Here is a 13,403-nt window from a genome sequence, read left to right on the forward strand (position 1 = left end):
CGACGGCCTCAACCCGGCGGGGCCGTCGAGCCGCGGAGGATGAGCTCTGGGGCGAAGAGGTACTCCCGGTGCTCGACCTCCTCGCCCGCGATCTCGCCGAGCACCGCCCCCACCGCAACCTCCGCCATCGCGTTGACGTTCATCCGCAGGGTGGTCAGCGGCGGGTCGACGAACCCGATGAAGGGCACGTCGTCGCTGCCGATGACGGACAGCTCGCCGGGGACGGCGCAGCCGAGCTGGTCCGCGGCGCGCAGCACGCCCAGCGCCATCACGTCCGAGCCGGCGATGATCGCGGTCGCGCCCGCCTCGATGAGCTGCTTGCCGGCAGCGGCGCCGCCCTCGACGGTGAACAGCGTGGTGCTGACCATCTCGTCACCGTCGAAGCCAGGCACGTCGGCCATCAGCTCATGGAAGGCTTCGGCGCGCCGCTGTACCGGGACGTAGCGGGCCGGGCCGGTGGCGAAGCCGACCCGGGTGTGCCCCAGGTCACGCAGGTGGCGCACCGCCAGTTGCATCGCGGCCCGGTCGTCATGGCTGACGAAGGTCGCGTCGACGTCCTCCCGGTAGCCGTTGATGAGCACCATCGGCAGGCCGCGCTCACGCAGCTCGGCATACCGCTGGGTGCCGGCGCGGGTGTCGGCGTGCTGGCCGCTGACGAAGACGATCCCGGAGACGCCCCGGTCCAGGAGCATCTGGACGTACTCGTCCTCGTGCACCCCGCCCGGGGTCTGCGTGCACAGCACCGGGGTGTAACCAGCTCCGGCGAGCTGGGTCTCGACGATCTGGGCGAACATCGGGAAGACCGGGTTGGTCAGCTCGGGCACGACCAGCCCGATGAGGCCGGCGCTGCTGCGCCGCAGCTTGCTGGGCCGCTCGTAGCCCAGCACGTCGATGGCGGTGAGCACCGACTGCCGGGTGGCGGCCGCGACCCCGGGCTTGTCGTTGAGCACCCTGCTCACGGTCGCCTCGCTGACCCCGGCATAGGACGCGAGGTCGGCCAGCCGGGGTGTGGCAGCGCTCACGGTGCTCACTTCACCGAGCCGGAGGTGAGCCCGCCGATGAGCTGCCTCTGCAGGCTCAGGTAGACCAGCACCGGCGGGATCGAGGCGATGAGCGCGCCTGCAGCGAACATCCCGAAGTAGGTGTTGCGGTCGGCCATGTTCAGCGAGTACAGGCCGATGCCGAGGGTGCGCTGGTCCTGGTCGAGCAGGAAGATGCTGGCCAGCATGAACTCGCCCCAGAGGGTGACGAAGGCCAGGATCCCGACGGTGGCCAGGATCGGCGCGACCAGGCGCAGGGTCATGGTGAAGAAGATTCGCGCGTGCCCCGCGCCGTCCATCTTGGCCGCCTCGTCCATCTCCTTGGGCACCGTGTCGAAGTAGCCCTTGAGCAGCCAGACGTTGGAGCCCATCGCGCCGCCCAGGTAGACCAGCAGCAGGCCCCAGATGGTGTTCAGGCCGATCTGCGGGATGACGTCACCGATGCGCAGGAACATGATGTAGAGCGCCGGGAAGGCCAGCATCACCGGGAACATCTGGGCCAGCAGCAGGGCCATCAGACCGGGGCGTCGACCGGCCCACCGCAGCCGGGAGAAGGCGTAGGCAGCCATCGCCCCGATGAAGACCTGGAAGATTGTGCCCACGCCGGCGACGATGAGGCTGTTGCGGAACCAGGTCCAGAACGGGAACGTCCCGGAGTTGAACAGGTCGGTGAAGTTCTTGGTCGAGAAGGTCTGCGGCAGCGGCGAGGTCGCGCTGAGGGTGCCGACCGGGTTCAGCGCGGCGGACAGGATGTAGAGCACCGGGAACAGCGCCCAGGCCACCGCGACCAGCGCGAGCGCGTGCCGCCACCACACGCCGGACCGGGGCCTGGTCACGGTCGAGGTGCTGGTGTGCCGCTTCGGCCGGCGCGGGCGGGGGGCCATCGCGGCGGCGGTGTTGGCGGCGGTCGTGGACTGAGTCATGTCAGTTCACCTCTTCCAGAGCCTTGGACTGGCGGAAGCCGACGTAGCTGATGGCGCCGACCAGCATGAAGATCACGATGCTGACCGCCGAGGCGAGCCCGATGTTGGGGTTGCCCGACTCCAACGCGATCCGGTAGGAGAAGTTGATTAGCAGGTCGGTGCTGCCCACCAGGCTGTTGCCGTCGACGAACGGCCCACCGTCGGTGACCAGGTAGATCAGCGTGAAGTTGTTGAAGTTGAAGGCGAAGCTGGCGATGAGCAACGGCCCGACCGCGACCAGCAGCAGCGGCATGGTCACCGAGACCAGCGTCCGCAGCGGCCCGGCGCCGTCCACCGCGGCCGCCTCCTTGACGTCCGTGGGGATCGACTGGAGCGCCCCTGTGCAGATCAAGAACATGTAGGGAAAGCCCAGCCACAGGTTGGTGATGATCAGCGCCAGCCGGGCCGCCCACGGGTCACCGAGCCAGTTCACGTTGAGCCCGGTCATGTCGTTGATCAGCCCGAACTGCTGGTTGAACATGGCGGCCCAGATCAGACCGGTCACGAAGACCGGCAACGCGTAGGGCAGCACCAGCAGCGAGCGGTAGATGCCCTTGCCCTTCAACCTCGGGTCGTTGAACAGGATCGCCAGCAGCATGCCCAAGACGAAGGTGCTCGCCACCGAGATGATCGGGAAGGCCAGGTTCCAGGCGAAGATCTTCAGGAAGCCGCCCCGGAAGGCGGGGTCGGTGAAGATGGTGAGGAAGTTGTCGAAGCCGACGTTGACGGTCCAGCCGGCCGGCAACGCTGCGCCCTCACCGTCTTCGGGCACGAAGTTGCCGGTCTCGCTGGCGACATAGACCTTGCCCTCGGCGTTGGTCATCGTGTCGGCCTCTTCGTCGTAGACCATCGTCGGCTGCCCGACGAAGGCCTGCGAGGTGGTGGCGGCCTTGACAGCCGAGCCGCTCTCTCCGACGGGCACCGCGAGGTCGGTGACCTCCCGGGAGCGCTGGTTGGCCTCCAGCAGGTTGAGCACCCGGTAGCCGGGCGCGGTCTCGACCGTGCCGTTGGCCCGCACGCTGACCCCCTCGGCGGCGAGCGGCTCCAGGCCCTCCTCGGTGCCGACGAACAGCTGGTAGCCGTCGGCGGTGACGTTCTCCCCCGTGTCACCGGTCTCCTCGGCGCCCTCCTCCAGCTCCTCCGCGTCGGCGGTGGGGGTGGCGGTGAGCAGGAAGGACAGCTCGCCGGTCTCGATCGGCTCCCCCTCCGGCACGGCCACCGACATCCCGTAGCGCGGTGCGTCGGGGTCCTGGCGCACGGACTGCGCCTGGGCGGCCACGATTGCCTCGTCCTTGGACAGGGTGTGCCCGTCGCCGTAGTTGGTGAAGGCGGTGGCGGCGGTGTAGACGATCGGCCAGATCTGGAAGAGCACCAGCAGGATCAGGCCGGGCAGCAGGTACTTGGCGGGGATGAACCGCTGGGTGGAGTAGACCACCAGGATCGACATCGCGATGAAGGCCACCACGGTGACGATCAGCCAGGAGCCGGCCTCGATGGCCTGCTGCGCGGCATACCCCAGGCCCAGCAGGGCGGCGGCAATCAGCGCCCACCTGGCGGCGTGCACCCCGGCGGGTGTGCGGACCCCGTCGCCGGTGCCGGGAGCCGGGGGCTCGCCGGTGCTGCCCGGTGGGTCGATGACGGACTGTGACATCGATGTCTCCTGATGAGGAAGGAAGCAGGTATGCCGGGGCAGACCGGCGGGCGGGTGGGCACCCGGGGTGGGTGCCCACCCGCCCGCTGCGGTCAGCGGTCCAGCTCGAAGCTCAGAGCGCCGTCTCGACCTCGGCCTGCGCGGTGTCCATCTGCTCGGCCGGGTCCTGGCCGTTGACGATGGCGGCGGTGGCGATGCCCAGCGGGCCCCACACGGCGTTCATCGCGGGGATGTTCGGCATCGGGGTGCCACCCTCGGCAGCCAGTCCCCAGGCCTCGATGTCCTCGTTGGCCGCCGCGACCTCGTCGTAGGCTGCGGTCAGCGCCGGCGGGCGGTCGCCAGCCTCGAACAGCGCAACCTGGACGTCCACGCGGGAGACGTACTCCTGCACGAAGGTCTGGGCAATCTGCGGGTTCTGCGAGTTGGCCGAGACGTAGAAGCCGTTGACGCCCAGGAACGGGGAGGGGTCGCCGCCGTCCTCGAAGTCGGGCAGGGGGCTGATCGCGTAGTCGATCCCGGCGTCGGTGGCCTGCTGGATCGCCCACGGGCCGGAGACGAGGAAGGCGGTGTTGCCCTCGACGAACTGCGGGATGGTGTTGGACCCGTCCAGGTTGACGGTCAGGGCGTCCTGCTCGGCCAGCCAGGCGATCTTCTCCGCGCCCTGCAGGGTCTCCTCGCTGTCCAGGATGGCCTGGCTGCCGTCGAAACCACCCTCGTCCAGCAGCGGGAAAATGCCGCCGCCGTAGGCCGCCAGGTAGGGGTACATGTTGTAGGCGTTGCCCTCCTGGCCCACTTCCTGTGCCATGACCAGCTCGGCCTCACCGTCCTCGACCAGCTGCTGACCGGTCGCGACGAGCTCCTCGAAGGTCGCCGGCTCCTCCGGCGCCATCTCCACGTTGCGGATCAGGGCGAGGGACTCCACGGAGTAGGGGACGCCGTAGGTCTGACCCTCGAAGGTGAAGCCCTCGACGCTCTCCGGGGAGAACTGACCGACCAGGTCGGAGGACAGCTGGACCGGGGCGACGACGTTGTTCTGGACCAGCTCGCCGAGCCAGTCGTGGGCACCGACGGCGATGTCCGGGCCGGCACCGGCGCTGACCGCGTCGCCGAACTGCTCGCGCAGGTTCTCGTTGGCCACGACCTGCAGGGTGACCGGCACGCCGGTCTCCTCCTCGAAGGTCGCGGCGACGTCCTCGAGCGCGGCGGACCGCAGGTCGTCGGCCCAGATCACCAGGCTGGTGCCGTCGCTGGCGGCCGGCTCCTCACCCGCGTCCTCGGTGGTCGCCTCATCCTCAGGAGCCGCGTCCTCGGTGGTCTCCTCGTCCTCGGCGGCGGGGGCCTCGGTCTCGGTGGCCTCGTTCTCAGTGGCCTCGGTCTCGGTGGCCGTCTCCTCGGCTGCGGCCGGAGTCTCCTCCGTGTCCGTGTCCGTGTCGCCGCAGGCGGCCAGCAGCAGGGCTGCGACGGCAGCTGAGGCGATCACGCCGGTGGTGCGCTTCATGCGTTCTCCTTCGAACCGGGGGCGGCACCCGATGGTGCAGGGGGCCCCGCTGAGCAACCGATCCTTACTGCCGGTTGCCGGATGATTGCCTCAGTATGGACGTGGTTGCAGTCTCTTGCAAGTTCTTGCAACGCCTCTTGCGGTGGGTGCTACGGTGAGATCCGTCACCTGCAACGGCGCCGGGAACGCCATACCTCGACGTCGCCGCAAGCGACACCTCCACGCGCACCCGCGGGTGGGTCCTTTACGACGGATCGTCCGGCACGTACCTGCCGGTGAAGGAGATGGATCATGGCAACGGTGACCTTCGATGAGGCCACACGCATCTACCCCGGGGCCGAGACCCCCTCGGTGGACAAGCTCAACATCGAGATCGCGGACGGGGAGTTCCTCGTGCTCGTCGGGCCCTCGGGCTGCGGCAAGTCGACCTCGCTGCGCATGCTCGCCGGGCTGGAGGAGGTGAACGACGGTCGCATCCTCATCGGCGACCGCGACGTCACCCACATGCCGCCCAAGGACCGCGACGTGGCCATGGTCTTCCAGAACTACGCGCTCTACCCGCACATGAGCGTGGCCGACAACATGGGCTTCGCGCTGAAGATCGCCGGCAAGCCCAAGTCCGAGATCCGCGAGCGGGTCGAGGAGGCAGCCAAGATCCTGGACCTGACCGACTACCTGGAGCGCAAGCCCAAGGCCCTCTCCGGTGGTCAGCGCCAGCGCGTGGCCATGGGCCGCGCCATCGTCCGCCAGCCGCAGGTCTTCCTGATGGACGAGCCGCTGTCCAACCTGGACGCCAAGCTGCGGGTGCAGACCCGCACCCAGATCGCCTCGCTGCAGCGCCGGCTCGGGGTCACCACCGTCTACGTCACCCACGACCAGGTCGAGGCGATGACGATGGGTGACCGCGTGGCGGTGCTCAAGGACGGCATCCTGCAGCAGGTCGACAGCCCGCGCCGGATGTACGACCACCCCAACAACGTCTTCGTCGCCGGCTTCATCGGCTCCCCCGCGATGAACCTCATGACGGTGCCGGTCACCGACGGCGGCCTCAAGCTCGGTGACTACACCCACCCGGTCCAGCGCGACTGGCTGGTCGACGCCGGCGGCGACGTGGTCCTGGGCGTGCGGCCCGAGGACGTCGAGCTCTCCGACTCCGGCCGCGGCCTGCCGATCGAGATCGACGTGGTCGAGGAGCTGGGCGCCGACGCCTACATCTACGGCCAGCTGCCTGGTCACGGCGCCGTGGACAAGCCGTTCATCGCGCGCGTCGACGGCCGCACCCCGCCGAAGAAGGGCGAGGTCGTCCACTTCCAGCCCAAGGGTGACCACATCCACGTCTTCCACGCCGAGACCGGCGAGCGCCTGAGCAACTGATCCCAGACCGGCTCAACTCACCGGCCGACATCGTGCTGCCCCCGTGATCTTTCCTGGGGCAGAGCACGATCTCGGCCGGTGAGTGCGTGAACGGACCTACTCTGGTCTGTATGCCGCTTGACATCAGCGCCATCAACCCCGACCCGGCGATGCTGGACCTGCCCTGGAGCCAGCCGCTGGAGGACTGGCCGGACAGCCATCTGGCCGCGTTGCCCCGCGGCATCAGCCGGCACGTGGTCCGCTTCGTGCGGCTCTCGGGCAGGGTGGTCGCGATCAAGGAGATCACCGAGCACCTGGCCCGGCGCGAGTTCCAGACCCTGCGCACGCTGCGCCGCATGGACCTGCCCGCCGTCAAGCCCCTGGCGGTGGTCTCCGGGCGCACCGGTGCCGCCGGACAACCGCTGGACTCCTGCCTGGTCACCCAGCACCTGCGCTTCTCCCTGCCCTACCGCGCGGTCTTCAGCCAGCGGATGCGCCCCGACACCGCCCGCCGCACCCTGGACGCGCTGGCGGTGCTGCTGGTGCGACTGCACCTGGCCGGCTGCTTCTGGGGGGATGTCTCGCTGTCCAACACCCTCTTCCGCCGCGACGCCGGCGACTTCGCTGCCTACCTCGTCGACGCCGAGACCGCGGAGATCCACCCCCAGCTCTCCGACGGCCAGCGCCAGCACGACCTGACCATCGCGCACGGCAACATCGCCGGGGAGCTGATGGACCTGGAGGCCGCCGGGCTGCTCGACGAGGGTGAGGACCCGGTGGAGATCGCCAACCGGATCATGTTCCGCTACGACCTGCTCTGGCGGGAGCTGACCAGCGAGGAGCGCTTCGAGCAGGGCGACCGGTGGCGCGTGGAGGAACGGATCCGGCGCCTCAACAACCTCGGCTTCGACGTCGATGAGCTGGAGATGACGACCGACGTGGACGGTGCCTCCCTGCGCATCCAGCCCCGCATCGTCGACGCCGGGCACCACTCCCGCAGGCTCATGCGCCTCACCGGCCTGGACGTGGAGGAGAACCAGGCCCGGCGCCTGCTCAACGACCTCGACTCCTACCGGGCCGCCACCGAGCGCCAGGGGGACGACGAGAGCCTGGTCGCCCACGACTGGGTGACCCAGATCTACGAGCCGGTCACCAGGTCGGTGCCCCCTGAGCTGCGGGGCAAGCTTGAGCCGGCCGAGTTCTTCCACGAGATCCTCGAGCACCGGTGGTACCTGTCCGAGCGGGCCGGCCACGACACCCTGATCGAGGACGCGGTGCAGGACTACGTGCAGACCGTGCTGCCGGGCAAGCCGGACGAGGCCGCCGTGCTCGGCGTGGACACCGAGGAGATCCCGATCCGGGCGCGGCCTGTGCGTCCCTGACCAGCAAAGGTATGCCGTCCGACCCCTGCCGGGGCGCACCGGGTGCACCCTTTGGGGGGAGTGTGCGCAGGAGGTGACCCTCGGGTCATACTGCCGCCATGTCCGCGCGAAGCACCTCCCTCGTGTCGACCCTGCTTGGCCCGCTGTTGCTGGCCGGCTGTGCCCTCGACATCCCGGCCGATCCCGACGGCACGCTGGAATCCATCCGCTCCTCCGGCGAGCTGAGCGTGGGCGTCTCGCCCCAGCCGCCGTTCACGACGCTGCCGGACGGGATCGACGAGCCCCCGGCCGGGACTGAGATCGACCTGGTCACCGGCTTCGCACAGTCACTGTCCGCCGAGCCGACCTGGGTGGTCGGGGGCGAGGAGAGCCTGATGCGGGCGCTGGAGGAAGGTGAGCTGGATGTCGTTGTTGGCGGGCTCACCGCGGAGTCGCCATGGGGGACCGACGTGGCCCTGACCAGGCCCTACCTGGTGACCGTCGAGGATGGGGAGGAGACCGACCACGTCATGGCGGTCGTCCCGGGGGAGAATGCCCTGCTCAGCGCATTGGAGCGCTACCTGGACGGGGAGCAGCCGTGAGCGCCGGCGGCACCCGCCACGGCACCTTCTTCGGCGGCACCGAACTGCCCGAGGAGCAACAGCGGATCCTGCGCAGGGCCCGACGGCTGGAGATCTTCACCATCGGCTACATGCTCTCGGTGGTGACGGTCATCTACCTGGTCATGGGCAACTCGCAGGCGATGCGGGCCGCCTGGGTGGAGGACCTGCTGGCCCTCATCCCGCCCCTGTGCTTCCTGGTCGGGGCCCGCGTGGCGGCCCGCAAGCCGGACCGCAAGCATCCCTACGGCCGGCACCGCGCCGTGGCCGTCGGCCACCTCGTCTCGGCCGTCGCCCTGCTCTTCATGGGGCTGCTGTTGTCCTGGGAGTCCGCCTCCGGGCTGCTGAGCCGGGAGCACCCCCCTGTGGGCACCATGCAGGTCCTGGGCCACACGGTGTGGGCCGGCTGGCTGATGATCGCGGCGCTGGCCTACAGCGGCATCGGCCCGATCATCCTGGGCAGGATGAAGAAGCCGCTTGCCGAGCAGCTGCACGACAAGGTCCTGCATGCCGACGCTGACATGAACAAGGCGGACTGGATGACGGCCGGCGCCGGCATCGTCGGGATCCTCGGCATCGGTGTGGGGCTGTGGTGGGCCGATGCCGCCGCGGCTCTGGTGATCTCGATGTCGATCCTCAAGGACGGCGTGACCAACGTCCGGGCCGCGGTCGCCGGGCTCACCGACACCACCGCCCGCACCGTCGACGACACCCAGGAGCACCCGCTGGTCCACAGGATCGAGGACTACCTCGACTCCCGACCCTGGGTCGCCGCGCACCGCACCCGGGTGCGGGACATGGGCCACGTCTTCCACGTGGAGGTGCGGGTCATCCCCCGCGGCGGGGAGGTCGACCTCGCCCAGTTGCACCAGGTCACCGAGGACATCCGCGACCTGGACTGGAAGCTGGACGACGTCACCGTCGCCGCCGTGGCGGACCTCGCCCCGACCTACCCCGACTGAGCGACCCGGTCGCGCTGCTACCACGGGACGGGCAGCGCCTCCCGCCGCGGTCCCGTCGACTGACGTCGCAGACCCGCGTTCGTCAGCGCCGAGCCCGAGCCCGGGCGATCTCGTAGAGCGTCACGGCCGCGGCGATCCCGGCGTTGAGTGACTCGGTCACGCCGGCCATCGGGATCGAGACGATTTGGTCGCAGGTCTCCCGCACCAGGCGGGACAGGCCCTTGCCCTCGGAGCCGATGACGACGACCAGCGGCTGGTCGGCCAGCGCCAGACCGGGCAATTCCACGTCGCCGTCGGCGTCCAAGCCGATGACGAAGAAGCCGGCCTTGCGGTAGTCCTCCAAGGTCCGGGTCAGGTTGGTCGCCTGCGCCACTCGGATCCGGGCCGCGGCGCCGGCGGAGGTCTTCCAGGCCGCCGCGGTCACGCCGGCCGAGCGGCGGGCCGGCACCACCACGCCGTGTCCGCCGAAGGCGCCGGCCGACCGGATGATGGCGCCCAGGTTGCGCGGGTCGGTGATGCCGTCGAGCGCGACGATGAGCGGCACCCCGGGCAGCTGCTGGGAGAGCAGGTCATCGGGGTGGGCGTAGTCGTAGGGCGGCACGGTCAGCGCGAGCCCCTGGTGCACCGCGCCGTCGGTGATCCGGTCCAGCTCCCCGCGCGGGGTCTCCAGCAGCGCGATCCCGGCCTCGGTCGCCAGCGTGATCGCCTCCTTGACCCGGTCGTCGCTCTCCATCCGGGTGCCGACGTGCAACGCCGTGCCCGGGACACCGGTCCGCAGCGCCTCGAGCACGCTGTTGCGTCCCACGACCACCTCGGTCGCCGCGCCGCGGCCCGGCCCGGAGCGTCGGGCCGGCTGCCGCCCCCCGCCGTCCTTCGTGGTCCGCGCTGCCCGGCGGGCGGCCGGATGCCCCACCCGCTCCTCGGCCTTGGGCGTCGGGCCCCGGCCCTTGAGCTGCTTGCGGCGCTGCCCGCCGGAGCCGACGGTCATGCCCTTCTTGTTGCTCGTGCGTGCCGCACGTCGCTGCTGGTTGCCTGCCATGTCGCTTCCGTCTCCTCAGCCCAGCGACCAGCGGGCGCCGGCCGGGGTGTCCTCGATGACCACGCCGAGCGCGGTCAGCTGGTCGCGAATGGCGTCCGCCGCCGCGAAGTCCTTGTCGGCCCGCGCCTGTGTCCGCGCCGCGAGCCGCTCCTGCACCAGGGCGGCCAGCACCTCGCCCGCCTGGCCTCCCTCGTCCGCGCCGCCCCACCGCGGGTCCAGGGGGTTGACGCCGAGCACGTCGAGCATGGCGACCAGCTGCTGCAGCGTATGCCGCACCGCAGCCTGCTCCCCGCCGCTCTCCAGCGCCTTGTTCCCCTCGCGCACCGCGCCGAAGACTACGGCCAGTGCCTCAGGCACGTTGACGTCATCGTCCAGCGCCGCCCGGAACTGCGCCGGGAAGGCCTCCTCCACCGGGAGCGCATGCGCCTCCTGCACCACCTGCTCCGCCGAGGCCCCGGCGACCTCCAGGGCGCGCGCCACATACCCCTCGATCCGTTCCACCGCCGCGAGCGCCTCGTCGAGCGAGCCCTCGCCATACTCGATCGTGGAGCGGTAGTGCGCGGCGCCGAGGTAGTAGCGCAGCACCAGTGGGCGGACGGTCTTGGTCAGCTCGGTCACCGCGAGCGCGTTGCCGAGCGACTTGCCCATCTTGGCGCCCTTGACCGTGACCCAGGCGTTGTGCAGCCAGAAGCCCGCGAAGTCGAGGCCGGCGGCACGCGACTGGGCCTGCTCGTTCTCGTGGTGCGGGAAGCGCAGGTCGACGCCGCCGCCGTGGATGTCGAAGGCGTCCCCGAGGTACTTGCGCGCCATCGCCGAGCACTCCAGGTGCCAGCCGGGGCGGCCGCGGCCGTAGGGGGTCGGCCAGGACGCGGTCTCCGGCTCGCCCGCCTTGTGCCCCTTCCAGAGGGCGAAGTCGCGCGGGTCGCGCTTGCCACGCGGGTCGGCGTCACCGGCTGGCTCCATGTCGTCGAGCCTCTGCCGGGTCAGCTCGCCATAGGCCGGCCAGGAGCGGACGTCGAAGTAGACGTCGCCAGAGCCGTCCTCGGCGGCGTAGGCGTGGCCCTTCTCGATCAGGACCTGGATGAGCTCGACCTGCTCGGTGATGTGGCCGGTCGCCCGCGGCTCGTAGGTCGGCGGCAGGACGCCGAGCAGCTCCAGCGCGCGCGTGGTCTCCCGCTCGTGCAGGTAGGACCAGGCCCACCAGGGCTGGCCGGCCTCTTCGGACTTGGCCAGGATCTTGTCGTCGATGTCGGTGACATTGCGGACCAGGGTCACGTCGTAGCCGTGTCCCCGCTCCAGCCAGCGGCGCAGGATGTCGAAGGCGACCGCGAACCGGACGTGCCCGATGTGCGGGCTGCCCTGGGTGGTGAGGCCACAGATGTAGATCCCGACGCGACCGGGCTCGAGCGGCTCGAAGGGCCGCAGCTCGCGGGAGGCGGTGTCATACAGGTGCAGGCTCACCCGGTCAAGGCTACCGGGGGTATGCCGCGCCGCCCGCCACCCCGCAGATCGCCCCTCTCCCCGGGACGGGCAAGGTCCTGCACCACAGACCACGTCGTCAACGCTGCAGGCGGTGCAGAACGTTGCCTGTCCTGGCTGTGGACAATCCTGGCTGTGGACAAGCTCGGACCCCGGGCTGCGCGCCCCGGCAGACTCGAACCATGTCTGCGGAGGGGATCATCTCGTTGCTCGAGGCGCAGGGCGGGGCAGGTAGCCGACGCCAGCTGCAGGAAGCCGGGTTCTCGCGCCGGACTGTGGAGGCGATGGTGCGTCGCCGAGAGCTGGTCAGCGTCCGCAGGGACGCCGTGGTCCTGGCTGCCGAACTGGTCGATGCCACGCCGTGGGCCAGGCGGGCGCTGGAGGCGAGGGCGGTCGGGTTCAGCCTCGCCCCGGCGACCGACGGAGCCCGGGACGCAGCGGTCCATGCGCTCAGCCACGAGAGCGCCCTCATGGTCCATGGGCTCCCCTATTTCGGTGAGGACGGGCTGGTCCATCTCGTCCGGACCGACGGGCTGCGAGGTCGCCGTGACGACACGGTCTGGGTGCACAGCCCGGTCGATCCCAGCTGGGTCGTGGCCGTCGAGGGCCTCCGGGTGATGCGGCCGGTGCTGGCTGCCCTGCAGGTCGCGGCCACGCATGGTGAGGAGGCCGGTCTGGTCGCCCTCGACGGCGTGCTGCACGAGGCACGGCTGCGGGACAAGGACGAGGTCGGCCGCTCGGACGGGCCCGCGACGGCAGCGGCCCACCGACAGATCGCGTCGGCGCTGACCCTCACCTGGGGACCAGGCACTCCGGTGGTCCGGCTCGTCGCCGAGTTCTCGGACGGCCGCAGCGAGTCTGCCGGTGAGAGCCGGAGCCGTTGGCTGCTGCGCCTCCTCGGGTTCGGCCCGACCACCCTCCAGTTCCCCGTGCGCGACGGTGCGGTCCTGGTGGGTCTGGCGGACCTGAAGCTGGACCGCTGGGACGTGCTGATCGAGTTCGACGGGACCGGGAAGTACACCGGCCCCGGCACGCTGCTGGCCGAGAAGGACCGCGAGGACCGGATGCGGGCACTGGGCTATGAGGTGGTCAGACTCCGGTGGGCGGACCTGGCCAGACCGCACCTGGTCCGTCAGCGCATCCTGGCCGCCATCGCCCGCGCGGAGGCCCGGGCCGCCACGACGGGGTGACGTGCAGTTGGTCGGGGTGTCCCCACCGGCTGCAGCAGTCAGACAACGTCCCTGCACGTGCAGTTGGTCGCGGTGTCCCCACCGGCTGCAGCAGACAGACAACGTCCCTGCACGTGCAGTTGGTCGCGGCGTCCCCAGCGGCTGCAGCAGACAGACAACGTCCTGCACCGCACACCGCGTTGACGAGGCTGCATGCGGTGCAAGACCCTGCCTGTCCCAGCACGCCGCCTCAGGTGAGGGGCGGGGGC

At 70.4% G+C, this 13,403-nt stretch carries 11 protein-coding genes; 5 read left to right on the forward strand and 6 right to left on the reverse strand.

Going from position 1 to position 13,403, the window contains the following annotated elements; translation table 11 throughout:
• Positions 1-8: 8 nt before the first annotated feature.
• From FY030_RS13120 to FY030_RS13135, 4 genes are all read right to left on the reverse strand, one after another.
• Positions 9-1,022 (reverse strand): LacI family DNA-binding transcriptional regulator, encoded by a 1,014-nt coding sequence (locus tag FY030_RS13120; RefSeq protein WP_158061904.1) that lies wholly within the window; start codon positions 1,020-1,022, stop codon positions 9-11.
• Between the two features lie 5 nt (positions 1,023-1,027).
• Positions 1,028-1,963: a sugar ABC transporter permease gene (locus FY030_RS13125; RefSeq protein ID WP_158061905.1), complete on the reverse strand. Its 936-nt coding sequence runs from the start codon at positions 1,961-1,963 to the stop codon at positions 1,028-1,030.
• A gap of 1 nt (position 1,964) precedes the next feature.
• The gene (locus FY030_RS13130) at positions 1,965-3,653 is read right to left on the reverse strand and encodes an ABC transporter permease subunit (RefSeq protein WP_158061907.1); all 1,689 of its coding nucleotides are present in this window, start codon (positions 3,651-3,653) and stop codon (positions 1,965-1,967) included.
• A 112-nt stretch (positions 3,654-3,765) separates the two neighbouring features.
• Positions 3,766-5,151 carry a sugar ABC transporter substrate-binding protein gene (locus FY030_RS13135; protein ID WP_158061908.1) on the reverse strand — a complete coding sequence of 462 codons (1,386 nt, stop codon included), beginning with the start codon at positions 5,149-5,151 and terminating at the stop codon, positions 3,766-3,768.
• Between the two features lie 291 nt (positions 5,152-5,442).
• On the opposite strand from FY030_RS13135, the gene FY030_RS13140 reads away from it, so the two are divergent.
• From FY030_RS13140 to FY030_RS13155, 4 genes are all read left to right on the forward strand, one after another.
• A complete protein-coding gene (locus FY030_RS13140) occupies positions 5,443-6,525 on the forward strand; it encodes an ABC transporter ATP-binding protein (RefSeq protein WP_158061910.1) in 1,083 nt (360 codons plus the stop codon).
• Between the two features lie 110 nt (positions 6,526-6,635).
• Positions 6,636-7,886, forward strand: a complete 1,251-nt coding sequence (locus FY030_RS13145) for a DUF4032 domain-containing protein (RefSeq protein ID WP_158061912.1) — start codon at positions 6,636-6,638, stop codon at positions 7,884-7,886.
• A 98-nt stretch (positions 7,887-7,984) separates the two neighbouring features.
• Entirely contained in the window at positions 7,985-8,467 is a 483-nt protein-coding gene (locus tag FY030_RS13150) for a transporter substrate-binding domain-containing protein (RefSeq protein ID WP_158061913.1), read from the forward strand.
• Positions 8,464-9,447, forward strand: coding sequence for a cation diffusion facilitator family transporter (locus FY030_RS13155; protein ID WP_238348340.1), 984 nt, complete (start codon positions 8,464-8,466; stop codon positions 9,445-9,447). Before FY030_RS13150 ends, FY030_RS13155 begins: the two co-directional genes overlap by 4 nt.
• Positions 9,448-9,529: 82 nt before the next feature.
• Here the strand turns inward: FY030_RS13155 and rlmB are convergent, their stop codons facing one another.
• Both rlmB and cysS read right to left on the reverse strand, forming a co-directional pair.
• Positions 9,530-10,486, reverse strand: coding sequence for a 23S rRNA (guanosine(2251)-2'-O)-methyltransferase RlmB (gene rlmB / locus FY030_RS13160; protein WP_158061915.1), 957 nt, complete (start codon positions 10,484-10,486; stop codon positions 9,530-9,532).
• 15 nt (positions 10,487-10,501) lie between these two features.
• Positions 10,502-11,947, reverse strand: a complete 1,446-nt coding sequence (gene cysS / locus FY030_RS13165; protein ID WP_158061916.1) for a cysteine--tRNA ligase — start codon at positions 11,945-11,947, stop codon at positions 10,502-10,504.
• Positions 11,948-12,147: 200 nt separating this feature from the next.
• Between cysS and FY030_RS13170 the strand changes: the two genes are divergently transcribed.
• Positions 12,148-13,155 carry a hypothetical protein gene (locus FY030_RS13170; protein ID WP_158061918.1) on the forward strand — a complete coding sequence of 336 codons (1,008 nt, stop codon included), beginning with the start codon at positions 12,148-12,150 and terminating at the stop codon, positions 13,153-13,155.
• The last annotated feature ends 248 nt before the right edge of the window (positions 13,156-13,403 follow it).

The organism is Ornithinimicrobium pratense, from assembly GCF_008843165.1.
GTDB classification, from domain to species: domain Bacteria; phylum Actinomycetota; class Actinomycetes; order Actinomycetales; family Dermatophilaceae; genus Ornithinicoccus; species Ornithinicoccus pratensis.

Bases quoted from the DNA above. Each gene is read 5' to 3' on its own strand.
- FY030_RS13125 (WP_158061905.1), bottom strand. From the start codon at position 1,963: ATGACTCAGTCCACGACCGCCGCCAACACCGCCGCCGCGATGGCCCCC.
- FY030_RS13130 (WP_158061907.1), bottom strand. From the start codon at position 3,653: ATGTCACAGTCCGTCATCGACCCACCGGGCAGCACCGGCGAGCCCCCG.
- FY030_RS13135 (WP_158061908.1), bottom strand. From the start codon at position 5,151: ATGAAGCGCACCACCGGCGTGATCGCCTCAGCTGCCGTCGCAGCCCTG.
- FY030_RS13140 (WP_158061910.1), top strand. From the start codon at position 5,443: ATGGCAACGGTGACCTTCGATGAGGCCACACGCATCTACCCCGGGGCC.
- FY030_RS13145 (WP_158061912.1), top strand. From the start codon at position 6,636: ATGCCGCTTGACATCAGCGCCATCAACCCCGACCCGGCGATGCTGGAC.
- FY030_RS13150 (WP_158061913.1), top strand. From the start codon at position 7,985: ATGTCCGCGCGAAGCACCTCCCTCGTGTCGACCCTGCTTGGCCCGCTG.
- rlmB (WP_158061915.1), bottom strand. From the start codon at position 10,486: ATGGCAGGCAACCAGCAGCGACGTGCGGCACGCACGAGCAACAAGAAG.
- FY030_RS13170 (WP_158061918.1), top strand. From the start codon at position 12,148: ATGTCTGCGGAGGGGATCATCTCGTTGCTCGAGGCGCAGGGCGGGGCA.